Here is a 22429-nt window from a genome sequence, read left to right as displayed (position 1 = left end):
GTAATGCTCGCGTAATGTCTGTACATAGCAACCGTCGTTAGCATGCCGAGATAACCCGTCGAGAACCCCGCCAATCGTGAAACGCATCCTCATCGTGAAAGTGACGTCGCTCGGCGACGTCGTCCAGACGCTGCCTGTCGTCGCCGACCTGCATCGCGCCTTCCCCGGCGTGACGGTCGACTGGGCCGTCGACGAATCGTGCGCGGAGGTCGTACGCTGGCATCCGGGCGTGAGCGCCGTCCTGTGCGCGCCGCTGCGCCGCTTCAAGAAAATGCGCAATGTCGGCGACCTGAAGGCGATCTCGGCATCGATCGGTGCGTTGCGTGCGCATCGTTACGATGCGGTCATCGATCTGCACGGCGTCTACAAGAGCGCGATCATTTCGTCGCTGGCGCGTGCCGCGCGCCGTGTCGGCTACCAGACGCAGGATCTTGGCGAAACGGGCGCGCGCTTCGCGTATTCGCACCGTTTCGGCCCGCGGCCGGACTGCGACGCATGGCACGGGATGCGCGTGAGTGCCGGCGAAGCGCTCGGCTACGTGCCCGAAGGGGCTGCCGCGTACGGCATCGTCGCGCCGCAGGACGCGAGCCTGCCCGCGGCCGTGACCGACGGCGGGCCGTTCATGCTGCTGTTCCATGCGACGTCCAACCCCGACAAGAAGTGGCCGGCCGAACACTGGGCCGCCCTTGCCACGGAGATGATGGCGCGCGGCGTGCGCGTCCTGCTGCCGTGGGGATCGGCGGCCGAGCACGACGATGCGCGGGATATCGCCGCTCGTGCGCCGGGCGCGATCGTGTTGCCGGCGATGACGGTGCGTGAACTGGGCGCGGCGCTGGGCCGGGCCGCGCTCGTGGTGGGGGTCGATACGGGGTTCGTGCACATGGCGCACGCGTTGCAGCGGCCGACCGTGATGATTTTCGTCGCGACGTCGCGCCACCATTGCGGGATCGGCGGCGCGCCGCATGCGCTGTCGATCGGCGAGCCGGGCGCGATGCCGACCGTCGACGAGGCGCTGGACGCGATCGATACGGTCTGCCCGGCCTACGGCGCGTTGCGCGCGCGGCTGTCCGCCTGACGCGGCGCGGCGGCCGTGGTCAGGCCAGCAACATCTCGACCGTGACGACGGCGGCGATGGCCGCCAGATTCGCCAGCAGCGCCTCGAACACGAGGCCGCGCCAGGTCTTCGGCCGGAACCGTAGCGCGAGCAGCAGCGCGCCACCCAGCGCGAGCGCGAGGATCACGACGAGATCGGCATTGGCGAGACGGATATTCATGGCGGCGGCTCCTGTCGGGGCGGGATATCCGGGCGCGCGACGACGCGCCCAGGATCGAGTATAGAGCGCGCCTGCCGCCGTACAACCCGGGTCGCCCCGGAGGGTCAGACGAGCGATGCGTCGCGCGTTTCGCGCATCAGCAATACGCCGATCAGGCTGATCGCCGCCGCGACCGACACGTAGCCGCCGACCCACGACAGCCCGCCGCGCGCAGCCAGCAGTTGCGCGATATACGGTGCGATCGACGCGCCGAGGATCCCGCCGAGGTTGTACGCGACGCCCGCGCCCGTATAGCGGACGTTGGTCGGGAACAACTCCGGCAGCAGCGCGCCCATCGGCGCGAACGTTACGCCCATCAGGAACAGTTCGATCGTCAGGAACAGCGCGACGAGCGGCATCGAGCCGCTGCCGAGCAGCGGCGCCATCGCGAACCCCGACAGCAGCGCGGCGAGCGCGCCGGCGACCAGCACCGGCTTGCGGCCGAAGCGGTCCGACGCCCATGCGGACAGCGGCGTCGCGAGCCCCATGAAGACGACCGCGAAACACAGCAGGCCGAGGAAGCTCTGGCGCGGAATATGCAGCGCCGACACGCCGTACGACAGCGAGAACACGGTCGAGATATAGAACAGCGTGTAGCAGACGACCATCGCGAGCGCGCCGAGCAGCGTGGGCTGCCAGTGCTGCGTGACGAGCGTCGCGACCGGCACGCGCACGCGCTCGTTGCGGTCGAGCGCCGCCTGGAACGCGGGCGTTTCGGTGATCTTGAGCCGCACGTACAGGCCGAGCGCGACGAGCACCGCGCTGACGAGGAACGGGATGCGCCAGCCCCAGCTGCGGAACTGCTCGTCGGACAGCGACAGCGCGAGCGCGAAGAACAGCCCGTTCGACATCAGGAACCCGACCGACGGCCCCAGTTGCGGGAACATCCCGAACCAGCCGCGCTTGCCCTGCGGCGCATGCTCGGTCGCGAGCAGCGCCGCGCCGCCCCATTCGCCGCCGAGGCCGATCCCCTGGCCGAAACGCAGCACGCACAGCAGCACCGGCGCGAGCGTGCCGATCGCGTCGTAGCCGGGCACGAAGCCGATTGCGGTGGTGGACACGCCCATCACGAGCAGCGAGGCGACGAGCGTCGACTTGCGGCCGATACGGTCGCCGAAGTGTCCGAACAGGAACGAGCCGATCGGGCGCGCGATGAACGCGATGCCGAACGTGACGAATGCGGACAGTGCCTGCGCCGTTGCGGAGCCGTGCGGAAAGAACACGGGGCCGATGACGAGCGCGGCGGCCGTTGCGTACACGTAGAAATCGTAGAACTCGATCGCGGTGCCGATGAAGCTCGCGAACACGATGCGCCGGTGGCTGACGGCGCCGGCCGAACCGGTTGCGTGTGCAACGGCCGGGGGGGATGCGGACATGGATGTCTCCGTTTTGTCGTTGGGGCAGCCGGCTGAGCGTGCGTTCGGCGGGCGACGGCCTGCCGGGCGCTGCCGGGCAAATGATCGATGCGGATGACGCGATGGCGGCGTGGACGCGCGCCGTGGCGCGGACGTCACCCGCCGGTCGACGATGGAGACGGGTACGTCGCCGCCGCCCGGTGCCGGCGTGGTCGGCTCGCTTGCCGGGTGCGGCGCGCGAACGCACGCGCGGCGTGATGGCCGCGCGAGTGCGGAAAATTATAGCCAGCAGCGCCGTGCACCGGCAATCGGGCCGCGGCGGCGCGTCAGTCGATCGACTGCGCCTGCGCGGACGCGGTGCTTTGCAGCTGGAAGTGGCCGTCGTCGTTGAAGAGCCAGCCTTCCATCAGTTCGAGCCGGCCGTTGCCGTCGAGCAGCCGCGACGGCGGCGCCGGCAGCGGCGCCGAGCGGCGCAGCGACGCGAGCGCGAGCGCTTCCGCCTCGCTGTCGCCGTTGCTGCGATAGACGGACGCGTTGATCACGCGGCCGCTGCCATCGACGGTGAAGGCCACGACGACGAGCGAGCGCAGCATGGCCTGCGGCGTGCCGTGCAGCATGCCGGACGGATTGCGCTCGGCGACGCGATGCGCGACCTCGACGCGATACTGGTCGAGCGTGCCGCTGCGTATGACCGACGGAATCGTCAGGACCGAGCGTAGCGACGAAGGCGGCGTGATCGTGCACGCGGCAAGCAGGGCGACGACGGCTAGCGCAGCGACACGCAGCCGGACGACGCGCGGACGGAGAAGGGGGCGCATGACGGGATGGCCGGGAGGGACGATAGAAAAATGATAGGCGTACCGACGCGAGACGATATGGGGGGAAACGCATAGCGCGCGGGATCGGTTGCCGCGATCGCTGATGATGACGGCCGGGCGCTGCGTCGAGCGACGTGCATCGCGCGCGGTGCGTCGCGAGGTGACGCGACATGTGACAGCGTCAGCGATGGACGCGCATGTTGCAAGGTTGAAAGCCGCGGCACGCTGCGATCGTCCGGCCGCGCGGCGCGGCCAGCCGATGCGGTGACCTCGACCGGTCTTCCGCGCCATCGCCGGCGATGCTTTCCGGCCGCGTCAGAAGCCGTGCGTCACGAGCGACAGTACCGACAGGTCGGGGTGCGTGCCGTCGATGATGCTCTTGCCGACGTGCACGCCTTCGCGGGTCGCCTCGTCGAGGCTCGCGAAGCTCTCCTCGCCGTCCGCGTGGAACGGCACCGCATGGCCGGGCAGCGCGGGATTCACGCCCGGATGGCACACGTAGCCGGTGTAGGTATAGCGCGTGTCGCTGCCGGGCATCGCGGCCGGCACGACATGGATCTCGAAGCCTTCGTAATCGACGTGGTCCGTCGCGCTCGACAGGTCGGTCATGGCGATCTCCGTGTGCCGCGCGCACGGGTGGCGCGTGCGGCATCGAATACGCGGCGGCGTTTGTCGCCGTGTTGAACGAATTCTAGGTGATGGCGAGCGGGGTGGGGAGGCGTGCGGCGATGCGCGGCGGCATGCGCCCCGGCGCGCGTACCATGCCGATCCGGTGCCGATTCCTGAGCGCGATTGCGTTTGCGTTGGGCGCCGCGGTGTCGGTCGTCCTGCTGCTCCGCGTGCCGCTGCCCGGCGCGCATGCGCGTCCGTCTCGACTGATGAACGTGTCGCGTCGCGACTTCATTACTTGCAGCGCGCGTCCTTGCGCTGCACGACGACGATCACCGGATACTTCTGGCCGTGATCGAGTTCCACGCGCGCGACGACGGTCAGCGTCGCCGGATCGGAATCGTCGTATACGCTGACCTGTTCGTTGCGCAGATAGGTCACGCCGGTGCAGTTCGACGTGCGTCCGTCGTCACCCACCTTGCATTGAAGCTCGTTGTCCTTCAGGTAGTTGTATGGCGACGGGCTCGCGAGGTATTCGCTCAGGCCGCGCGGCGAACCGCCGACGCCGGTCACGTACGCGATCGCACACGATGCTTGCGCGTCGCCGGAGGCGGTGTCGGCCGCCGCATGCGTGCTGACGGCAACCAGCAGCGCGGCGAGCGACGAGACGAGGAAGGGCTTCATGACGTGGGGTTCCCGTTTCGCGAATCGGAGCGCGGGATTGTAACGGCATCCGGCGCGACGCGTCGGCCCGTGCGGGGCGCATGCGTGCGGACAAACAAAAAACCCCGTCATTCTGCGAATGGACGGGGTTCGGCGAATTTCCTGGCGGAAGCGGTGAGATTCGAACTCACGGACAGTTTCCCGTCGCTGGTTTTCAAGACCAGTGCCTTAAACCGCTCGGCCACGCTTCCACACGAGGCGGCATTGTAACCGAAATGCCGCCCCGTTCATGCGTTCAGTCGTCGCGCAGGAACAATTCCTGCAGGTCGTTGAGGAAACGCTGGCCGAGCGGCGTGGGCGCGATTTGCGTGAAATCGCGCGTGATCAGTCCGCGCCGTTCCGCTTCCTTCAATGCCGGCTCGATCGTGCTCATCGGCAGGCCCGTGCGTTCCGCGAAGCTGTGCACGGGGAAACCCTCGACGAGCCGCAGCGTGTTCAGCATGAACTCGAACGGCAGGTCGCGCGCGCCGACCTCACGCTCTTCCTGCACGGCCGTGCCGGCCTTCGCCTGTTCGATGAAGGTCGCCGGATGCTTGTAGCGCGCCTGCCGCAGGATCCGGTTCGGGAACGACAGTTTCGTGTGGGCACCCGCGCCGATCCCGAGATAGTCGCCGAAGCGCCAGTAGTTCAGGTTGTGCTTGCACTGATGATTCGGCTTCGCGTACGCGGATACTTCGTAGCGCCCGTAGCCGGCTTCGGCCGTGCGCGCATGGATCCATTCCTGCATGTCGGCCGACGCGTCGTCGTCGGGCACGACGGGCGGGAATTTCGCGAACAGCGTATTCGGCTCGAGCGTCAGGTGATACAGCGACAGGTGCGGCGGCGCGAACGACAGCGCCGTCTCGATGTCGGCGCGGCATTCGTCGAGCGTCTGGTTCGGCAGCGCGAACATCAGGTCGAGGTTGAAGTTGTCGAAGTTCTTCGCGGCGATCTCGACGGCCGCGCGTGCCTGCGCGGTGTCGTGAATCCGGCCGAGCGCCTTCAGGTGCGCCTCGTTGAAGCTCTGGATGCCGACCGACAGGCGGTTCACGCCGCTTGCGCGGAACTGCGCGAACTTCGCGGCTTCGAACGTGCCCGGATTCGCTTCCAGCGTGATCTCGGCATCGGCGTCGAGCGGCAGCAGCGCGCGCACGTCGGACAGCATCCGGTCGAGGGCGGCCGCCGACAGCAGGCTCGGCGTGCCGCCGCCGATGAACACGGTATGCACCTGCCGGCCCCACACGAGCGGCAGCGCCTGCTCGAGGTCGGCGCGCAACGCGTCGAGATACTCGGCTTCCGGAAACCGTTCGCCTTTCCATTCGTGCGAGTTGAAGTCGCAGTACGGGCACTTGCGCACGCACCACGGGAAATGCACATACAGCGCGAGCGGCGGCAGCGACGTGAGGCGTACCTGGCCGGGCGACGTGAAGGTCGCGACGACGCGTGCGCCGGTTTCCGCGGCCTGGCTCATGCGGCCTCCCGCTGCGGATGCGTGATGAAGACGATCATGCGGGTTCCTCTGCGAGCCGCGCGAGCAGCGCCTTCAGCGCGAGCGCGCGATGGCTGTGCGTGTTCTTGACGGCCGGCTCGAGTTCGGCTGCCGTCGCGCCGAGCGACGGCAGGTAGAAATACGGGTCGTAGCCGAATCCATGTCCGCCGCGCGGCGTATCGACAATCTCGCCGGCCCAGCGGCCTTCGGCGAACAGCGGCTCGGGATCGTCCGCATGACGCACGAGCGCGAGCACACAGCAATAGTATGCGCGCCGGTCGTCGACGCCGCGCAGTTGCTCGACCAGGTACGCATTGTTCGCCGCATCGCCCTTGTCGCGGCCCGCGCGCTGCGCGTAGCGCGCCGAATAGACGCCTGGTGCGCCGCGCAGCGCGCGCACGCACAGGCCGGAATCGTCGGCGATCGCCGGCAGCCCGGTGAGCCGCGACGCGTGGCGCGCCTTCGTCAGCGCATTCTCGATGAACGTGCCGAACGGCTCTTCCGCCTCGGGCACGGCCAGGTCGCCCTGCGGCACGATCTCGATGCCGACCGTGGAAAACAGCGCGGTGAATTCGCGCAGCTTGCCGGCGTTGTTCGACGCGAGCACGATGCGCGACAGCGGCGCGAGGGTGCGGTCGTCACGCATGGTTCGTGCCCAGGACAGCTTTCTGCAACTGCACGAGCTCGGCGATCCCGCCTTGCGCGAGGTCGAGCAGCGCATTCATCTCGGCGCGCGAGAACGGCACGCCTTCGGCCGTGCCCTGGACTTCGACGAAGCCGCCCGCGCCCGTCATCACGACGTTCATGTCGGTGTCGCAGCGCGAATCTTCCGCGTAGTCGAGGTCGAGCACCGGCGCGCCTTCGTACACGCCGACCGAGATCGCGGCGACGTGGTCGGTGATCGGCGAGCGCGCGAGCTTGCCGGCCGCGATCAGCGTCGACACGGCGTCGTGCGCGGCGACGAACGCGCCGGTGATGCTGGCCGTGCGCGTACCGCCGTCGGCCTGGATCACGTCGCAGTCGATGTGGATCGTGCGCGGGCCGAGCGCCTCGAGATCGAACACCGCGCGCAGCGCGCGGCCGATCAGGCGCTGAATTTCCTGCGTGCGGCCCGTCTGCTTGCCGCGCGCGGCTTCACGGTCGCTGCGCGTGTGCGTCGCGCGCGGCAGCATCCCGTATTCGGCGGTCAGCCAGCCTTGCCCGCGCTCGCGCAGGAATTCGGGCACGCGCTCGGCGACGCTTGCGGTGCACAGCACCTTGGTGTCGCCGAATTCGACCAGCACGGAGCCTTCGGCGTGTTTCGTGTAGTGGCGCGTGAGGGCGACCTTGCGCAGTTCGTCGGCGCGGCGGCCGCTCGGGCGGGAAACGGAAGACGTCATGGGGAAATCGCGGAAGAAGAGGAAACTCCGATTTTAGCGCCGAACGCCGCGCGCGCCCGGAGGGGTGTCCCGCAAAAATGGGATAATGCGCGCTTGCCGCCCCGCGCTTTGCGATGCGCCGGGCGCCTCGACATATCCCCCCCGCCCGCGAGGGCATCAGACGGCGAGACGAACCATGATCTACAGCATGACGGGCTACGCGAGCGCGACGCGCGAACTCGCGACGGCCACCGGCAACGGCGGCACCAGCGTGTCGGTCGAACTGCGCACCGTGAACTCGCGCTTCCTCGATCTCAATTTCCGGATGCCGGACGACGTGCGCGCGTGCGAATCCGCGCTGCGCGAAATGCTGATGAACAAGCTGTCGCGCGGCAAGGTCGACGTGCGTATCAACCTGCAGCGCGGCGAGCAGAGCATCGGCGCGGGCGCGCTGAACCAGTCGGCGCTCGGCCAGCTTGCCGAACTCGAACGCGCGGTGCTCGATTCGTTCCCGGGCGTCGGCCGCCTGCGCGCGGGCGAGATCCTGCGCTGGCCCGGCGTGCTCGCCGAGAGCGGCGTGTCGGCCGAGGCGATCCGCGACGCGGTGCTCGCCTGCGGCAAGGAAGCGATCGGCGAACTCGTCGTCGTGCGTTCGCGCGAAGGTGCGCAACTGGCGGCGATGCTGCTGTCGAACGTCACCGAGATGGAGGCGATCGTCGCGCGCATCACGCCGCTCGTGCCGGAGCTGATCGCGAAGCACCAGCAGAAGATCGTCGAGCGGCTGCAGGAAGCGCTCGGCCTCGCGGCGCCCGAAGGCGGCTCGACGGTCGTCACGCGCGAGGAAGCCGCGGAGCGCATCCGTCAGGAAGTGACGATGTACGGGATCCGCATCGATATCGCGGAAGAGCTGTCGCGGCTCACCGCGCACCTGAACGAAACGCGTCACGTGATCGAGAAGGGCGGCCGCGTCGGCAAGCGTCTCGACTTCATGATGCAGGAACTGAATCGCGAAGCGAACACGCTCGGCTCGAAGGCGGCGGCGAAGGAGCTCGCCGACGCGTCGATGGCGCTGAAGCTGCTGATCGAGCAGATGCGCGAGCAAGTGCAAAACCTGGAGTAAGAGAGATGAAACGACCCCCACGCTCACTATGTTTGCTGCCCTCCGAGGGGGCGGCCCGGCGGAGGCTGTCATGACCGATTCCCATCGCGACGGCCACGCGTCGCATTCGCTGCACGGCGGCGTCTATCCCGGTAACCTGTTCATGGTCGTCGCGCCGTCGGGCGCCGGCAAGTCGACGCTCGTGAATGCGCTGCTGTCGAAGGACAGCGACATCTGCCTGTCGATCTCGTACACGACGCGCAAGCCGCGCCCCGGCGAGCAGGATGGCCAGCACTACCACTTCACGACCGTCGAGGATTTTCGCGCGCGTCACGCGGCGCACGAATTCCTCGAGAGCGCGGAAGTGCACGGCAACTACTACGGCACGTCGCGCGTCTGGATCGAGGAGCAGATGCAGAACGGCCACGACGTGCTACTCGAAATCGACTGGCAAGGCGCGTTGCAGGTGAAGAAGCAGTTCCGCAACGCGGTCGGCATCTTCATCCTGCCGCCGTCGCTCGACGCGCTCGAGGAGCGCCTGAAGAAGCGCGGCCAGGACGAGCCGAACGTGATCACGCGACGCCTGCTGGCGGCCGGCAGCGAGATCGCGCACGCGTCGGAAGCGGAATACGTGGTGATCAACGAGAATTTCGAGCGTGCGCTCGCGGAACTCGAATGCATCGTCGCGGCGACGCGCCTGCGTTTTGCTTCGCAGTACGCGCGACACACGGAGCTGTTCATCGAGCTCGGCATCCATCTGCCCCACGCGGAATGACGCGGGGCACGAGGGACATAAGGTAGAATAAGGACTATATTCAGAAGGAATCACCAACATGGCTCGCATTACCGTCGAAGACTGCCTGAAGCAAATCCCGAATCGCTTCGAACTGGCGCTCGCCGCCACCTATCGCGCGCGGCAGCTCGCGCAAGGCCATACGCCGAAAATCGAAAGCCGCGACAAGCCGACCGTCGTCGCGCTGCGCGAAATCGCTGCCGGCCAGGTCGGCGTCGAGATGCTGAAGAAGGTGCCGGTGTAACGCGCATCCGGCCCGTTCCAGCCATGTAGTCCACGCGCGCAACGACTCGACCTGGAGGCGAATATGAGCACCACCCCATCGTCCGCCTCCGCGGATCCGACCACCGAAGCCACGGCCCAGTCGCCTGCGCGCCAGTACATCGACGCGGTCCTCGAACAGTCCTTCCGGCATCTGTTCGGGCCGACCGCCACCCCGGAGCAGCCGCGCAAGCACGGCGTCGTTTCGATCGCGAAACTGACGGCCGCGCTTGCCGAGTATCTCGCTCCGGACGAAATCAAAGAGGTCAAGGCGGCGTTCCACTTCAGCGACGAAGCCCACCTCGGTCAATATCGCCAGAGCGGCGAACCCTATATCACCCATCCCGTCGCCGTCGCGGAAATCTGCGCCGGCTGGAAGCTCGACGCGCAGGCCGTGATGGCCGCGTTGCTGCACGACGTGATGGAAGACCAGGGCGTGACCAAGAACGAGCTGGCCGAGCGGTTCGGCCCGAAGGTCGCCGAACTGGTCGACGGCCTGTCGAAGCTCGACAAGATGGAATTCCGCAGCCGCGAGGAAGCGCAGGCGGAAAACTTCCGCAAGATGCTGCTCGCGATGGCGCGCGACGTGCGCGTCATTCTCGTGAAGCTCGCCGATCGCCTGCACAACATGCGCACGCTCGGCGCGGTGCCGATGGAAAAACGCCGCCGCGTCGCGCGCGAAACGCTCGACATCTACGCGCCGATCGCGCACCGGCTCGGGTTGAACAATACGTATCGCGAGCTGCAGGACATGAGCTTCGCGAACTTCAACCCGCATCGCTACGCGACACTCGAGAAGGCCGTGAAGGCCGCGCGCGGCAATCGCCGCGAAGTGATCAGCAAGATCCTCGAGGCCGCGCAGCGCGCGATGGCCGACGCGAAGATCGACGCCGAGATCACCGGCCGCGAGAAGACCATCTACAGCGTCTATCGCAAGATGCGCGACAAGCAGCTGTCGTTCTCGCAGGTGCTCGACGTGTACGGCTTTCGCGTCGTCGTCGACAGCCCGCTCGACTGCTACACGTGCATCGGCGCGCTGCACGCGTTGTACAAGCCCGTGCCCGGCAAGTTCAAGGATTACATCGCGATCCCGAAGATCAACGGCTATCAGTCGCTGCACACGACGCTCGTCGGCCCGTTCGGCGCGCCGATCGAGTTCCAGGTGCGCACGCGCAAGATGCACGAGATCGCCGAGGCGGGCGTCGCCGCGCACTGGCTGTACAAGAACGGCAGCGCCGATCTCAGCGACGTGCAGAAGCGCGCGCACCAGTGGCTGAAGTCGCTGCTCGACATCCAGAGCGAAGCGGGCGATTCGAGCGAATTCCTCGAGCACGTGAAGATCGACCTGTTCCCCGACGCGGTCTACGTGTTCACGCCGAAGTCGAAGATCATGGCGCTGCCGCGCGGTGCGACGGCGCTCGATTTCGCGTATTCGATCCACAGCGATCTCGGCAACCAGTGCGTGGCCGTGAAGATCAACAACGAGCTGCTGCCGCTGCGCACCGAGCTGAAGAGCGGCGACATCGTCGAAGTGATCACCGCGCCGTATTCGAAGCCGAATCCCGCGTGGCTCGGCTTCGTGCGTACCGGCAAGGCGCGCTCGGCGATCCGCCACTACCTGAAGACGATGCGCCTGAACGAGTCCGTGCAGCTGGGCGAGCGGCTCGTCGACCAGAGCCTGAAGGGCTATGGCCTCGCGCTGGCCGATGTCGAGCCGGAAGTGTGGGAGAAGCTCGTGCAGTGGACGGGCAACAAGAGCCGTCAGGAAATCTTCGCGGACATCGGCCTCGGCCGTCGCGTCGCCGCGGTGATGGCCAAGCGCATCGAGGTGCTGATGAGCGGCCGCGACGCGGACGACGATCTGCCGAAGTCCGAGCGGCATCCCGCGCACCATGCGCCGCCGGTCGTGATTACCGGCACCGAAGGGATGTCCGTGCAGTTGTCCGCATGCTGCCGGCCGATCCCGGGCGACGCGATCATGGGTTACATCGGCATCGGTCTGGGCATGGCGATTCATACGACGGATTGCCGTGTCGCGCAGCGCATCCATCGCCGCGATCCGGGCCGCTGGATCGACGTCGAATGGGCGCCGCAGCCGGGCCGCCTGTTCGATGTCGCGGTGAAGGCGCTCGTGAAGAACACGAAGGGCATCTTCGCGCGCGTCGCGGCGGACATCACGTCGGCCGACGCGAACATCGTCCATATCGCGATGGACGAGGATCTGACCCACGAATCGACGGTGCTGCGCTTCGTGATCCAGGTCAGCGACCGCGTGCATCTCGCGAACGTGATGCGGCGCGTGAGAACCAATCCGGACGTGATGCGGATCATGCGAGAGCGCTCGACCGACGACGGGGCGCATGCGCGCCACGACGGCGGCATGCGCATCGAGCGCGAGCGGCAGGATTACTGACATTCACGCGCCCCTTCGCGGGGGGCAGTGCGGTGATCCACGGACGGCGGCCAATGGCCGCCGTTTTCGTTGAGGCGGGCGAAACTGCACGCGACGTTTGCCGAAGGCGTGCGAGGCGATGGTGCGGACGAGGGGAGGCGGGCGCAAAAAGAAAAAGGGCTTTCCCGGAGGAAAGCCCTTTTAAGGTGGCGCGGCTGGCAGGATTCGAACCCACGACCCCTTGGTTCGTAGCCAAGTACTCTATCCAACTGAGCTACAGCCGCACGCAAAACGGTACTGCTTCAACTGTCGGAACCTTCTGCGATGGGAAGGCCCCCAAATAAGTGGCGCGGCTGGCAGGATTCGAACCCACGACCCCTTGGTTCGTAGCCAAGTACTCTATCCAACTGAGCTACAGCCGCACGCAACAACACACTTCTACTGCTTCGAACTGAAAGGGCCTTCGGTTCGGAAGGCCCTCGAAAAGGTGGCGCGGCTGGCAGGATTCGAACCCACGACCCCTTGGTTCGTAGCCAAGTACTCTATCCAACTGAGCTACAGCCGCACGCAGAAGCGGAAGTATAGCAGAGTCGTATAAAAAGGGAAGCCTTATTCGCGAATTTGGTGCGATGGCCTTGGCCGGGCGCCCTTCGTGTACCCTTGGAGGATCAGTCATTCACGTTGAATCCGCATCATGAACAAGGCGTTTGTCAAAGAGTCGGACGGTGACGACGACGATCTCGACCCGGCTCAACCCGCGATTCCGGCGGGCGCGAAGAACTACATCACGCCGGCCGGCCACAAGCGGCTGAGGGACGAGCTGCTGAACCTGATCGACGTCGAACGTCCCGAGGTCGTGCGGCTCGTGTCGTGGGCGGCCTCGAACGGCGACCGGTCGGAGAACGGCGATTACATCTACGGCAAGCGGCGGCTTCGCGAGATCGATCGCCGCATCCGCTTCCTGACGAAGCGGCTCGACCTCGCCGAGGTCGTCGACGCGAGCCGGCAGGAGAACGTCGACCAGGTTTTCTTCGGCGCGACGGTCGATTACGAGACGCCGGACGGCGAGGACCACACGGTGACGATCGTCGGCATCGACGAGGTCGATCTCGACCGCGGCTGCGTCAGCTGGATTTCGCCGGTCGCGCGTGCGCTGATCAAGGCGAAGATCGGCGATACCGTCACGCTGATGACGCCGGCCGGCCCTCAGCCGATCGACATACTCGACGTCCGGTATCCGGCGCGCGGCGACGCCTGAGCGTCGGCTGGCGCGACGCGGCAAAGCAAAAGCGCCCCGTCGGGGCGCTTCGTCTTTCCGCGTACGGCGGATGTGCCGGTCGCTCAGAAGCGATGGCGCAAGCCGGCCGTGACCGCGATCTGCTTGTTGGTCGACGATGCGGCGCCCAGCCCGTTGATGTTGGCGCCGAGGTCGAGCCCGTCGCTGTTGACCTTCTGGAACTCGCCCTGCAGGTACACGTCGGTGCGCTTCGACAGCGCGTAGTCGGCTTGCAGGTTGAACTGGTGCCAGGTCGGCTTGTCGCCGGACAGGCGGCCCTGCGTATACGTGTAGGAGCCGGCGAGCGACAGGGCCGGCGTCAGCGCGTAGCGGCCGTTGACTTCGTAGTTGCTGAAGCGGCCGCTGTCGCCAAGGCCCGTGATGCCGCCCGTCACGCCCGATTGGCCGGCGCTGATCGCGCGCAGGCCGCTAAGGCGCGTCTGCGTGAACACGAAGCCGACCGTCGCGGGGCCGAACCCGTAATTCAGGCCAGCGCCCCAGGTACGCTGCACGCGCGACGCGAAGGTCCAGTCGCCGGTGACCGCACCCGGATCGGAGGCGGCCTGCGCGAGCGCGTTGACGTCGCTGTTCAACTGCAGGTAGGCCGCGGCGAAATTGAAGCCGAGGTAGCTGTACGACACGCCGCCGCTATACGCACGGTTGTTCGCGAACGCCGACGAATTCGAGAACCCGTACAACGCACCGAACTTGAGGCCGCCGTAGTTGGCGCTCTGGTACTTGACCGAGTTGTTGATCCGGAACGAGTTGTTCAGGTTGTCGTTGTCGAACGGGTGGGCGAACTGGGTGCCGCCATACTGGGTACCGGTCAGCGATAGCGGCCCGAGATAGTCCACCACGCTGTCGTATTGACGGCCCAGCGTCAGCGAGCCGTAGGTGGTGTGCGCGAGGCCCACGAACGCCTGCCGGCCGAATTCGCGGCCGTTCTGCTTGAGCGTGCCGTTGTTGATGCCGAAACCGTTTTCCAGCGTGAAGATGGCTTTCAGGCCGCCGCCGAGATCCTCGGTGCCGCGCAAGCCCCATCGGCTGCCGTTGATCGAACCGCTCGTTTCCTGCCAGGCGCTGTGGCCATGCTGATTGTTCGTGTAGGTGATGCCTGCGTCGATCAGGCCGTACAGCGTCACGCTGCTTTGCGCATGAGCTGCGGTGACGAATACACCCGACAACGCGGCGACGATCAAGGTCTTTTTCATGGATCTGTCTCCAAACAGGATGTCGATCGAACCTGCGGCGGACCGGCCGTGTTCGCCTGACGCCGTAGTCGCTCCGGCGGCGCGGCCGTGCGATCGTCAGAAAGCCACCTTCAGTGTATGAAGGGCGTCGAGCGAGGGCGGCTGGCGCTTTAAGAAATAATGTATTTTGGAATCCGCAAAAATCGCCGGGTGCGCGCGAACGCTTGTCCCGCAAGGATCTGCGGCGGTGCAGCGAAAGGAAGCAGCAATGGGAACGACGTAACGGGCGTTGCGCGGCCGCGACAGACAGTCAGCAGCGAGCGGGGGCTTCTATAGCGCGATTATTGACACATCGGCAATAGAGGTTTGTGTGGAGCATGGATAATGAAAGGTAGTTCTCTCGCTATACTGCGATCTCTGCTTTCCGAAGCAGACTTTTTCGTTGACGGAAAAGATCTCCAAACCTTTGTCGGCGCGACTTCCCAGTCGCGCTTTTTTTTTGCCCCGCTGCCCGGCGCGCTACCGCGTGTACGAGCGGCGGTTGCGCTTGCCCGCAGGCGCGGCGTCTTCTGCTTCGATCGGCGGCGGCGTGTAGGTCCAGTCTTCCATCACGTAGTGACGGGCATCCAGAGGCGATGCGAGCAGGTTCTGCCAGTGATCGCCGTGCCACGTCATATCGAATTCCGCGTCGCACGGCGCTTCGCGCGCGGACTCGGCCAGGGCGCGGGACTTGCGACGTACGCGCCCGAGCCGGCTCGCGAAGCGCTTGATTCCGTCCAGCCACATGACCCTCTCCTTCCTTTCGGCGTTGCTTCAGGATCGCAATGTCTCCGCATTTCCGCAACCCGGAAAAAACCCGAGGATTTTACCGGGTCGATTTGTCCCCGGTAGAAATTTCGCGCCCGATGATTATCGAGGACCCGATCCCGGTAATGTTGACAGGTTTTTGATGCGAATCAATTAATCAAGGATGATGGTGTACCGATTCCAGCGGTATTAGCATCTTTTCGATAAAGCACACGTCAAAAATTTTCTTGACGCACCCGGATTGTCCAATTTATAAAGTCAGCACTCCGTCCTCGGGCGGCGTGCCGGTGCGGATGCCGGCGCAATGTTTCGGGATTTCGGGTAACGGCTATAAAAATAGCTTTTTTGATCTTATCGAGTGGGGAACGCAGACATGGATACCGGTATCGTGAAATGGTTTAACGATGCTAAAGGTTTTGGGTTTATTACGTCGGACAATGGCGGTGAAGATTTGTTTGCGCACTTTTCCGAAATCCGGATGGACGGCTTCAAGACGCTGAAGGAAAACCAGCGTGTTTCGTTCGACGTCAAAGTCGGGCCGAAAGGCAAGCAGGCAGCGAATATCCAGGCGGTCTGACGCGCCTCGCATTGCCGATCACGTCCGGCCCCCGCATCGCGGGGGCTTTTTGTTTTCCGGGGACGGAGCATGCCGGCTCGGGCTGGCCGCGAGTACGCATGCCGGTGCATACTCACGAAAGCACCGTTTCCCAGTCTTTTCATGTCCGATTCCCGTCCGCCCGATCCCGCCAGCGAACAGCCGCTAGTCTTCGTCGACCTTGAAACCACCGGCGGCTCGTCCGCCGACCATCGCATCACCGAAATCGGCGTGGTCGAAATCGGGCCGCTCGGCGTGTCGACGTGGACGAGCCTCGTCAATCCGGGGCAGGCGATTCCGCCGTTCATCCAGCAACTGACGGGCATCTCGGACGCGATGGTGCGCGATGCGCCGACGTTCGCGTCGCTCGCGCCGGCGCTGTTCGAGCGGCTCGACGGCAAGCTGTTCGTCGCGCACAACGCGAGCTTCGATCGCGGCTTCCTGCGCGCCGAATTCGAGCGAGCCGGGCTCGCCTTCAATCCCGATGTGCTCTGTACCGTACGGCTGTCGCGCGCGCTGTTTCCGCGCGAATCGCGGCACGGGCTCGATGCGTTGATCGAGCGGCATGGGCTCGTGCCGGCCGCGCGCCACAGGGCGCTGGCCGATGCCGACCTCCTCTGGCAGTTCTGGCGCCAACTGCACGACATCGTGCCGCTCGAGCGGCTGCGCGACCAGATCGCGCGGACGACGCGCCACTTCCGTCTGGGCGGCGACCTGACCGAGGCGTGGCTGGATACCGCGCCGGCAGGGTGCGGCGCGTATGCGCTGTTCGGCGAGCGCGACGAAGCGCTGTATGTCGGCCGCAGCGTGCGCGTGCGGCAGCGGCTGCGCGCGCTGCTGACCGGCGAGCGCCGGTCGTCGAAGGAAATGCGGCTGGCGCAGCAGGTGCGGCGCGTCGAGTGGCGCGAGACCGGCAACGAGCTCGGGGCGATGCTTGCCGAAGCGCAATGGATCGCGCGGTTGCGTCCGTCGTACAACCGGCGCCCCGCAGCCGACGCCGTTCGCGCGGGCGGTGCGCCCTGGCCGTTCGACGGCGCCGTCGCGTTCGAGGCGAACGGCGAGCGCCGCCTGTTTCACGTGATCGACGGCTGGTGCTATCTCGGTTCGGCGGAATCGCTCGATGCGGCCGCGCGGCTCGTGGCCGACGCGGCGGGCGGGGCGTTCGAACCCTTCACCCATCGCCTGCTGCAGACGCATCTCGCGCGCGGCCTGCAGATGATTCCGCTCGTGGCGCTCACGCCGGTCGATTGAGCGCGGCGGCCCGGGTCCGTGGCCTCGCCTGCGTCAGCCGATCGCGCTGGCCCCGCCGGCGGCGCACACGTGTGACAGCGCGGTATCGAGGGCCTGCGTCTGCCTCGAATCGTAACGCGTGAGCGTCTTCCAGTTCGCGATGCTGCGCGCGAGCCGCGCCTGGCAATCGGGCGCCTCGCGCAGCGGGGCGACCTGCGCGAGACCGGCGAGCATTTTCTGCGTCAGCCGGTCGAGTGCCGGCCGCGTGCTGGTCGCGAGGTCGGGCGGCGTGCCTTCCGGCGGCCGCGTCGTGCGCCACGTCGCGAACAGTGCGTTCTGCACGTCCTTGCTCGCCGTGATCTGATCCTCGAAGAAGGTTCGGGCAAACGCGGGATCGACGCCGGCCTGGACGGCGCGTTTTTCGACCGCGGTGAGCAGCGCCGCTTCGCGCGGCTGGTCCTCGATGTCCTTGTGATTCGCCCATTTCCATCGCGCGACCGGTTCGGCGAGCGCGAGCCGCTGCGACGCGAGTGCGACGATGTTGGTGAGGGCGGTGTCGTCGCCGTCTGCACGGGCGGTATGCGGGGAGAAGAGGGCGACGCCGAGCGCGGCGACAGCGAGGCTGGCACGAATGGCTTGCTTCATCGGAACGATCGGGAGAGCCGGGCGGGCCGGACGTGGAAAACCAGAAGGATAGACGAAGACAGTCGCGCGGCGTAGCGTCGCGACAGCAGGATCAGCAGGCGAGCCGATCCGGCACCGTCAGGCTGTTGCGGCCCGGGTGCGAGGCGAATGGCGCGCGAGGCGCACGGATGAACCGCACGATAGCGATGATCGACACGTGGCGGTTACAGAACCGAACTGACGTTCACTTCGGCGAGTACAGCTTGTGCTGCTCGTCGAAGAATGCCCGAACGTGCTCGGGCAACTCGGCGAGGAATTCCACGCCGACGGGTTCCGGATCCGGGCTCATCACTTGCTCGGGCGGTGGCATGCGAGTTGGTCTTTCGTCCATGATCGTTTCTCCAGCAGGTTCAATGATTATCAACCTCGCGCTCGGATTTATGCCAGCGTCGAATCGTTAGATTTTGTCTCTGTTGTATTAACGGCACATGCGCTCCGACGCGCGGTGCGATGCCCGGTATGGCAACCGCGCGATCGGCAACGGTGGGGCCGCTTGCTATACTTGCGCGCACTTTTTCCTGGACCGCGATGAGACGAACGACGCGATGGATCGGCCTCGTATGGCTGGCGCTGGTACTGAACGTACTGTCGCCCGTCGTCGGCTACGCGCGTCTTGCGTCGAACGGCTCCGGCACGCTCACGCTCGAGTTGTGCAGTGCAGCGGGCGCCCGTCAGGTCGTGCTCGCGCAAGCGGGCGACGACCGCGACACGTCGTCGTTCGACCACGCCGGCGTCCCGCATTGCGTGTACTGCCCCGGCTTCGCGGCGAACGTCGCGCTGGGCGCGAGCCTGCCCGCGATGCCGGGTTTCGTGCGCACGTTCGCGTATCGGGTGGCTGCGCCGCTCGTTCCCGACGTGCGCTGCAAGGGCATCCGTCTCGCGCAGCCGCGCGCCCCGCCTGAAAACGTTCCGGTCTGACTGATGTCGTCCGCGCGCCCTGGTGGCGTGCGAGCCGCCCGCGGCCCCGGCCCGCGCGTCGCGTCGTTCGTGCGCGGTTCGCGCCCCGGTGTCCGGCGGCGTCCGATCACGTTTTCAGGAACTCACTCATGTCGTCTCCCCTTGCCGCGCGGCCGTCGCGCGGCCAGCTCGCGCTCGCATGCGCGGCCGCTTTCGCATGGCCGGCCGCTTACGCGGCTTCAGCCGACGATGTCCGTGCCGAGGCCGCCCGCGGCGGTCACGCCGATCGTCCTGCCGCCACCGCGCCGGCCTCCGCCGGTGTCGCCGCATCGGCTACGCCGGCCGGCGAGACGCTGTCCGCCGTCAGCGTGACCGCGCAGCGGCAACCCGTCGATCCGGATACGCCGGCCGTCGTCACGTCGATCACCCGCGAGCAGATCGATGCGCACACCAACGTCACCACCGAGGACGCGCTGAAGTACGCGCCGAACCTGATGGTTCGCAAGCGCTACATCGGCGACCGCAATAGCGTATTCGCGGGCCGCGACTTCAATGAACTGCAGAGCGCGCGCGGGCTCGTCTATGCCGACGGCGTGCTGCTGTCGAACCTGCTCGGTTCGAGCTATGCGTACCCGCCGCGCTGGTCGCTGATTCCGCCCGACGACATCGCGCGCGTCGACGTGCTCTATGGCCCGTTTTCCGCGCTGTATCCGGGCAACTCGATCGGCTCGACCGTGCTGCTCACCACGCGCCGCCCGGAACAGCTCGAGGCGTCGGTGTCGACGCAGTTCTTCACGCAGCGTTACCACGACGGCTACGGATTCGCGGACAGCTTCGGCGGCAACCACCAGACCGCGCGGATCGCGAACCGCGTCGGCCGATTCTGGTTCGCGCTGTCGCTCGACCGGCTGGAAAACGACGGCCAGCCGATGCAGTATGCGAGCCCCAATTCCGCCTACAACCCGAAGCTGGGCGCCGCCGTCCCGGTGGCGGGCGCGGCGACCGACATCGGACCCAACGGCAAGCGGCGGACCCTCGTCGGCGCGCAGACGATCGAGCGGACCGAGCAGCTCAACGAGACGGTGCGGATGGGCTATGCGTTTTCCGATCACGTCGATGCGACGTTGACGCTCGGGCATTGGGAGAACCATTACCGGCAGCACGGCGAGACCTTCCTGCGCGACGCGACGGGCAAGCCGGTCTACGGCGGCAACGTGTCGATCGGCGGCCAGAACATGACTGTCGCGCCGAACGCGTTCGCGCCGCAGCGCGGCGACCAGGAGAACTGGCTGTACGCGCTCGGGTTGAACGGCCGGCTCGATTCCGGCTGGCGGCTGTCGGGCGTCGTGTCCGCGTACGACGTCTCGCGCGACGTGCTGCGCGCGGCCTCGACCGTGCAGGGCGGGGCGGGTACGCTGTTCGAGGGCGACGGCACCGGCTGGCGCACGCTCGACCTGAAGGCCGAGGCGCCGGAAGTGAAAGGCCATACGTTCACGTTCGGCTATCACTACGACAACTACTTCCTGCGCAACGCCACGTACAACACGGCCGACTGGCTGGCCGGGCCGACCACGTCGCTCGCGAGCGTCTATCGCGGCGATACGCGCACGCAGGCGCTGTTCGGGCAGGACGCGTGGCGCTTCGCGCCGGGCTGGCTCGCGACGCTCGGGCTGCGCTACGAGCGCTGGGACGCGTATGGCGGCGCGCTCGGCAATGCGAACGGCACGCTCGGCTATGCGGACCGGAGCGCGAACGCGCTGTCGCCGAAAGTCGCGCTGCAATGGGACGCGACGGATGTCTGGCGCTTCCGGCTGTCGTTCGCGACCGGCACGCGGTTTCCGACGGTCGGCGAGCTGTTCCAGGGCACGATTTCGAATAACGCGATCGTCAACAACAACCCGAACCTGCGGCCGGAAAAGGCGATCGACTGGGATTTCACGGCCGAACGCGACGTGGGTGTCGGCGTCGTGCGCGCCAGCGTGTTCCAGAGCGACCTGCGCGATTCGATCTACAGCCAGACGACGGTGGCGGGTGCGACCACCGTCACCAACGTGTCGAACGTCGACCGCGTGCGCGTACGCGGCGTCGAACTCGCGTTCAGCGGCGAGAACGTCGGGCTGCGCGGGCTGAACATCGACGCGAACGTATCGGCGAGCAACGCGCAGATTCTCGCCGATGCCGCGAACTCGGCCTACGTCGGTTCGCGCTTTCCGCGGATTCCGCGCATGCGCGCGAACCTGCTCGCGTCGTATCGCTTCGACGAGCACTGGCTGGCGAGCGTCGGCGTGCGCTACTCGGGCCGTCAGTTCAACACGCTCGACAACAGCGACGTGAATCCGGACGTCTACGGCGGCACGAGCTCGTTTACGGTCGTCGATCTGAAGGCGCGCTACCGCTTCGATCGTCACTGGAGCGCGTCGGCGGGCATCGACAACCTGACGGACCGCCGCTACTACGTGTTCCACCCGTATCCGGGCCGCACGTTCTATGGAGAACTGAAGTGGTCGCTGTGAAACCGTTCGCGGCAGGCTGCGCGCCGCGGCTCGCGACGCCGTCGTCCGCCGGCGCGCACGAGGCGTCCGGAGGACCGAAAGCCGCCGATTCGCAGGGCGTGCAGTATGCGAACGCGGAGCCGATACCCCAGCGGCTGCGGGTGGCGCTCGATGCGCAATGGAGAGGGGAGATGCTGCGCACCCTGTGGATCGGGTGCTATGGTGTGCGTGAAGCTTGCAGCGGATTGCTGACGGCCGACGTGCTCGACGGCGGCTTGCGGCACGCGAAGCGTTGACGGAGCCGGTGGCGCGCGGCGAACGCGCCGCGCGCCGGCCCGATGCGAAAACGCGCCCGAAGGCGCGTGGAGAGAAAACGTCAGGCCGCTCGCCTGAATAGGCGGATCACGAACAGCAGGATCACCGCGCCGATGACCGCGACGATCACCGAGCCGATGAAGCCGCTGCCGATGCTGATGCCGAGCAGTCCGGCAAGCCAGCCGCCGATCACCGCGCCGACGATCCCGACGATGATGTCGACGATCAGCCCGAAGCCGCCGCCCTTCACGAGCAAGCCGGCCAGCCAGCCGGCGATCGCGCCGATGATGAGCCACATAATCAAGCCATGAGTCATGGTGGTGCTCTCCTTGGGTTGAGTCGAAATGACCGGGCACGGGCGGTCGCGCGCCGCAAGCTGGTTGAAAGCGGCTGCGGCCGCCGCACCGCCCACGCAATGTAACGCGATAGGCGGGTCGGAATCGTTAAGTAATGTTATGCACCCTTAAGGAGATTTTCCAGGGCGATTTGTCTGCGTACGGCTCGATTCGTGCGCGCACCGCGCATGGCGCACGGCCAAGCCGGTCTGCAGGAATGAGGCACGGCCGAAAATTCGTCGATCGGGCGCATCGTGGCGTGCATGGGTGCCTCGGGCCGTCCGTCGGCAGTGTCGGCTGTCAGCCGCGCAACGGTGGCGGCATCGCCGATCGCCTCGATCGCCAGTGCGAAACGGACTAGCAAGGGCGAGCAAGAGCGACGTATCGGCTTCACCGATCCGGGGCATCGTGTGGCCCGC

Annotated in this window: 23 protein-coding genes, 4 tRNA genes and 1 pseudogene; 11 read left to right on the top strand and 17 right to left on the bottom strand. The window is 66.6% G+C overall.

Going from position 1 to position 22429, the window contains the following annotated elements; genetic code table 11:
• The first annotated feature begins 76 nt into the window (after nucleotides 1-76).
• Nucleotides 77-1075 carry a lipopolysaccharide heptosyltransferase I gene (gene waaC, locus LGM42_RS16130; protein ID WP_059574112.1) on the top strand — a complete coding sequence of 333 codons (999 nt, stop codon included), beginning with the start codon at nucleotides 77-79 and terminating at the stop codon, nucleotides 1073-1075.
• A gap of 19 nt (nucleotides 1076-1094) precedes the next feature.
• Here waaC and LGM42_RS16125 read toward each other — a convergent pair whose 3' ends face one another.
• The 9 genes from LGM42_RS16125 to rph all read right to left on the bottom strand — a co-directional run bounded on the left by LGM42_RS16125 (nucleotide 1095) and on the right by rph (nucleotide 7665).
• A complete protein-coding gene (locus tag LGM42_RS16125; protein ID WP_059574111.1) occupies nucleotides 1095-1274 on the bottom strand; it encodes a hypothetical protein in 180 nt (59 codons plus the stop codon).
• Nucleotides 1275-1378: 104 nt separating this feature from the next.
• Nucleotides 1379-2689, bottom strand: a complete 1311-nt coding sequence (locus LGM42_RS16120; RefSeq protein ID WP_059574110.1) for an MFS transporter — start codon at nucleotides 2687-2689, stop codon at nucleotides 1379-1381.
• Nucleotides 2690-2994: 305 nt separating this feature from the next.
• Nucleotides 2995-3486, bottom strand: coding sequence for an energy transducer TonB (locus tag LGM42_RS16115; protein WP_059574109.1), 492 nt, complete (start codon nucleotides 3484-3486; stop codon nucleotides 2995-2997).
• A 315-nt stretch (nucleotides 3487-3801) separates the two neighbouring features.
• Nucleotides 3802-4095: a hypothetical protein gene (locus LGM42_RS16110; protein ID WP_060313063.1), complete on the bottom strand. Its 294-nt coding sequence runs from the start codon at nucleotides 4093-4095 to the stop codon at nucleotides 3802-3804.
• Between the two features lie 294 nt (nucleotides 4096-4389).
• Nucleotides 4390-4779 (bottom strand): hypothetical protein, encoded by a 390-nt coding sequence (locus LGM42_RS16105; protein WP_059638897.1) that lies wholly within the window; start codon nucleotides 4777-4779, stop codon nucleotides 4390-4392.
• Between the two features lie 142 nt (nucleotides 4780-4921).
• Nucleotides 4922-5009: transfer RNA gene (locus LGM42_RS16100), tRNA-Ser, on the bottom strand.
• 44 nt (nucleotides 5010-5053) lie between these two features.
• Complete coding sequence (gene hemW / locus LGM42_RS16095; RefSeq protein ID WP_226232651.1) at nucleotides 5054-6268, bottom strand: radical SAM family heme chaperone HemW; 1215 nt, start codon at nucleotides 6266-6268, stop codon at nucleotides 5054-5056.
• A gap of 34 nt (nucleotides 6269-6302) precedes the next feature.
• Nucleotides 6303-6932: an RdgB/HAM1 family non-canonical purine NTP pyrophosphatase gene (gene rdgB / locus LGM42_RS16090; protein WP_059574105.1), complete on the bottom strand. Its 630-nt coding sequence runs from the start codon at nucleotides 6930-6932 to the stop codon at nucleotides 6303-6305.
• The gene (gene rph / locus LGM42_RS16085) at nucleotides 6925-7665 is read right to left on the bottom strand and encodes a ribonuclease PH (protein WP_060965699.1); all 741 of its coding nucleotides are present in this window, start codon (nucleotides 7663-7665) and stop codon (nucleotides 6925-6927) included. The genes rdgB and rph overlap by 8 nt, the downstream gene beginning before the upstream one ends.
• Nucleotides 7666-7840: 175 nt before the next feature.
• Between rph and LGM42_RS16080 the strand changes: the two genes are divergently transcribed.
• From LGM42_RS16080 to LGM42_RS16065, 4 genes are all read left to right on the top strand, one after another.
• Nucleotides 7841-8764 carry a YicC/YloC family endoribonuclease gene (locus LGM42_RS16080; RefSeq protein WP_089464611.1) on the top strand — a complete coding sequence of 308 codons (924 nt, stop codon included), beginning with the start codon at nucleotides 7841-7843 and terminating at the stop codon, nucleotides 8762-8764.
• Between the two features lie 70 nt (nucleotides 8765-8834).
• Entirely contained in the window at nucleotides 8835-9518 is a 684-nt protein-coding gene (gene gmk / locus LGM42_RS16075; protein WP_059574102.1) for a guanylate kinase, read from the top strand.
• A 58-nt stretch (nucleotides 9519-9576) separates the two neighbouring features.
• Nucleotides 9577-9780: a DNA-directed RNA polymerase subunit omega gene (gene rpoZ / locus LGM42_RS16070; RefSeq protein WP_006025620.1), complete on the top strand. Its 204-nt coding sequence runs from the start codon at nucleotides 9577-9579 to the stop codon at nucleotides 9778-9780.
• 63 nt (nucleotides 9781-9843) lie between these two features.
• The gene (locus LGM42_RS16065) at nucleotides 9844-12210 is read left to right on the top strand and encodes a RelA/SpoT family protein (protein WP_027783823.1); all 2367 of its coding nucleotides are present in this window, start codon (nucleotides 9844-9846) and stop codon (nucleotides 12208-12210) included.
• Nucleotides 12211-12396: 186 nt separating this feature from the next.
• Here LGM42_RS16065 and LGM42_RS16060 read toward each other — a convergent pair.
• The 3 genes from LGM42_RS16060 to LGM42_RS16050 form a co-directional block, all read right to left on the bottom strand.
• Nucleotides 12397-12473: transfer RNA gene (locus LGM42_RS16060), tRNA-Arg, on the bottom strand.
• Between the two features lie 61 nt (nucleotides 12474-12534).
• Nucleotides 12535-12611 (bottom strand) — tRNA-Arg (locus LGM42_RS16055).
• Between the two features lie 66 nt (nucleotides 12612-12677).
• Nucleotides 12678-12754 (bottom strand) — tRNA-Arg (locus LGM42_RS16050).
• Nucleotides 12755-12883: 129 nt separating this feature from the next.
• On the opposite strand from LGM42_RS16050, the gene greB reads away from it, so the two are divergent.
• Nucleotides 12884-13447, top strand: a complete 564-nt coding sequence (gene greB, locus LGM42_RS16045) for a transcription elongation factor GreB (RefSeq protein WP_006486618.1) — start codon at nucleotides 12884-12886, stop codon at nucleotides 13445-13447.
• Between the two features lie 83 nt (nucleotides 13448-13530).
• Here greB and LGM42_RS16040 read toward each other — a convergent pair whose 3' ends face one another.
• Together LGM42_RS16040 and LGM42_RS16035 are read right to left on the bottom strand one after the other, a co-directional pair.
• Nucleotides 13531-14676 (bottom strand): porin, encoded by a 1146-nt coding sequence (locus LGM42_RS16040; protein WP_059638903.1) that lies wholly within the window; start codon nucleotides 14674-14676, stop codon nucleotides 13531-13533.
• A gap of 498 nt (nucleotides 14677-15174) precedes the next feature.
• On the bottom strand, nucleotides 15175-15441 hold the full coding sequence (locus LGM42_RS16035; protein ID WP_060313083.1) for a hypothetical protein: 267 nt from the start codon (nucleotides 15439-15441) through the stop codon (nucleotides 15175-15177).
• Nucleotides 15442-15835: 394 nt separating this feature from the next.
• On the opposite strand from LGM42_RS16035, the gene LGM42_RS16030 reads away from it, so the two are divergent.
• Nucleotides 15836-16039, top strand: coding sequence for a cold-shock protein (locus LGM42_RS16030; RefSeq protein WP_006476615.1), 204 nt, complete (start codon nucleotides 15836-15838; stop codon nucleotides 16037-16039).
• 141 nt (nucleotides 16040-16180) lie between these two features.
• Nucleotides 16181-17308 carry an exonuclease domain-containing protein gene (locus tag LGM42_RS16025; RefSeq protein ID WP_226232650.1) on the top strand — a complete coding sequence of 376 codons (1128 nt, stop codon included), beginning with the start codon at nucleotides 16181-16183 and terminating at the stop codon, nucleotides 17306-17308.
• 33 nt (nucleotides 17309-17341) lie between these two features.
• On the opposite strand, the gene LGM42_RS16020 is transcribed toward LGM42_RS16025, so the two are convergent.
• Together LGM42_RS16020 and LGM42_RS16015 are read right to left on the bottom strand one after the other, a co-directional pair.
• Entirely contained in the window at nucleotides 17342-17932 is a 591-nt protein-coding gene (locus LGM42_RS16020) for a chorismate mutase (protein ID WP_060313091.1), read from the bottom strand.
• Between the two features lie 223 nt (nucleotides 17933-18155).
• Nucleotides 18156-18260 (bottom strand): chorismate mutase, encoded by a 105-nt coding sequence (locus LGM42_RS16015; RefSeq protein ID WP_162484450.1) that lies wholly within the window; start codon nucleotides 18258-18260, stop codon nucleotides 18156-18158.
• A 239-nt stretch (nucleotides 18261-18499) separates the two neighbouring features.
• On the opposite strand from LGM42_RS16015, the gene LGM42_RS16010 reads away from it, so the two are divergent.
• The 3 genes and pseudogenes from LGM42_RS16010 to LGM42_RS16000 all read left to right on the top strand — a co-directional run.
• Nucleotides 18500-18889 carry a DUF2946 domain-containing protein gene (locus tag LGM42_RS16010; RefSeq protein ID WP_059574097.1) on the top strand — a complete coding sequence of 130 codons (390 nt, stop codon included), beginning with the start codon at nucleotides 18500-18502 and terminating at the stop codon, nucleotides 18887-18889.
• 128 nt (nucleotides 18890-19017) lie between these two features.
• Nucleotides 19018-21381: a TonB-dependent receptor gene (locus LGM42_RS16005; protein WP_226232649.1), complete on the top strand. Its 2364-nt coding sequence runs from the start codon at nucleotides 19018-19020 to the stop codon at nucleotides 21379-21381.
• Nucleotides 21382-21473: 92 nt separating this feature from the next.
• Nucleotides 21474-21656, top strand: a pseudogene (locus LGM42_RS16000) (TlpA family protein disulfide reductase); the annotation flags it as partial.
• Nucleotides 21657-21736: 80 nt separating this feature from the next.
• Here the strand turns inward: LGM42_RS16000 and LGM42_RS15995 are convergent.
• Nucleotides 21737-21991, bottom strand: a complete 255-nt coding sequence (locus LGM42_RS15995) for a GlsB/YeaQ/YmgE family stress response membrane protein (protein WP_006476609.1) — start codon at nucleotides 21989-21991, stop codon at nucleotides 21737-21739.
• Between the last annotated feature and the right edge of the window lie 438 nt (nucleotides 21992-22429).

Source organism: Burkholderia sp. AU39826 (assembly GCF_020419965.1).
Lineage (GTDB): Bacteria > Pseudomonadota > Gammaproteobacteria > Burkholderiales > Burkholderiaceae > Burkholderia > Burkholderia semiarida.
This window is presented reverse-complemented; position numbering and strand designations above follow the sequence as displayed.

What these genes read in the sequence shown, in the direction of transcription:
- rdgB (WP_059574105.1), bottom strand. Translation starts at nt 6,932, where the DNA reads ATGCGTGACGACCGCACCCTCGCGCCGCTGTCGCGCATCGTGCTCGCG.
- LGM42_RS15995 (WP_006476609.1), bottom strand. Translation starts at nt 21,991, where the DNA reads ATGACTCATGGCTTGATTATGTGGCTCATCATCGGCGCGATCGCCGGC.
- LGM42_RS16105 (WP_059638897.1), bottom strand. Translation starts at nt 4,779, where the DNA reads ATGAAGCCCTTCCTCGTCTCGTCGCTCGCCGCGCTGCTGGTTGCCGTC.
- LGM42_RS16005 (WP_226232649.1), top strand. Translation starts at nt 19,018, where the DNA reads ATGTCGTCTCCCCTTGCCGCGCGGCCGTCGCGCGGCCAGCTCGCGCTC.
- LGM42_RS16110 (WP_060313063.1), bottom strand. Translation starts at nt 4,095, where the DNA reads ATGACCGACCTGTCGAGCGCGACGGACCACGTCGATTACGAAGGCTTC.
- LGM42_RS16035 (WP_060313083.1), bottom strand. Translation starts at nt 15,441, where the DNA reads ATGTGGCTGGACGGAATCAAGCGCTTCGCGAGCCGGCTCGGGCGCGTA.
- LGM42_RS16015 (WP_162484450.1), bottom strand. Translation starts at nt 18,260, where the DNA reads ATGAGCCCGGATCCGGAACCCGTCGGCGTGGAATTCCTCGCCGAGTTG.
- gmk (WP_059574102.1), top strand. Translation starts at nt 8,835, where the DNA reads ATGACCGATTCCCATCGCGACGGCCACGCGTCGCATTCGCTGCACGGC.
- LGM42_RS16040 (WP_059638903.1), bottom strand. Translation starts at nt 14,676, where the DNA reads ATGAAAAAGACCTTGATCGTCGCCGCGTTGTCGGGTGTATTCGTCACC.
- LGM42_RS16025 (WP_226232650.1), top strand. Translation starts at nt 16,181, where the DNA reads ATGTCCGATTCCCGTCCGCCCGATCCCGCCAGCGAACAGCCGCTAGTC.
- LGM42_RS16020 (WP_060313091.1), bottom strand. Translation starts at nt 17,932, where the DNA reads ATGAAGCAAGCCATTCGTGCCAGCCTCGCTGTCGCCGCGCTCGGCGTC.
- rpoZ (WP_006025620.1), top strand. Translation starts at nt 9,577, where the DNA reads ATGGCTCGCATTACCGTCGAAGACTGCCTGAAGCAAATCCCGAATCGC.
- LGM42_RS16125 (WP_059574111.1), bottom strand. Translation starts at nt 1,274, where the DNA reads ATGAATATCCGTCTCGCCAATGCCGATCTCGTCGTGATCCTCGCGCTC.
- LGM42_RS16010 (WP_059574097.1), top strand. Translation starts at nt 18,500, where the DNA reads ATGAGACGAACGACGCGATGGATCGGCCTCGTATGGCTGGCGCTGGTA.
- LGM42_RS16080 (WP_089464611.1), top strand. Translation starts at nt 7,841, where the DNA reads ATGATCTACAGCATGACGGGCTACGCGAGCGCGACGCGCGAACTCGCG.
- LGM42_RS16115 (WP_059574109.1), bottom strand. Translation starts at nt 3,486, where the DNA reads ATGCGCCCCCTTCTCCGTCCGCGCGTCGTCCGGCTGCGTGTCGCTGCG.
- rph (WP_060965699.1), bottom strand. Translation starts at nt 7,665, where the DNA reads ATGACGTCTTCCGTTTCCCGCCCGAGCGGCCGCCGCGCCGACGAACTG.
- LGM42_RS16030 (WP_006476615.1), top strand. Translation starts at nt 15,836, where the DNA reads ATGGATACCGGTATCGTGAAATGGTTTAACGATGCTAAAGGTTTTGGG.
- LGM42_RS16120 (WP_059574110.1), bottom strand. Translation starts at nt 2,689, where the DNA reads ATGTCCGCATCCCCCCCGGCCGTTGCACACGCAACCGGTTCGGCCGGC.
- LGM42_RS16065 (WP_027783823.1), top strand. Translation starts at nt 9,844, where the DNA reads ATGAGCACCACCCCATCGTCCGCCTCCGCGGATCCGACCACCGAAGCC.
- greB (WP_006486618.1), top strand. Translation starts at nt 12,884, where the DNA reads ATGAACAAGGCGTTTGTCAAAGAGTCGGACGGTGACGACGACGATCTC.
- hemW (WP_226232651.1), bottom strand. Translation starts at nt 6,268, where the DNA reads ATGAGCCAGGCCGCGGAAACCGGCGCACGCGTCGTCGCGACCTTCACG.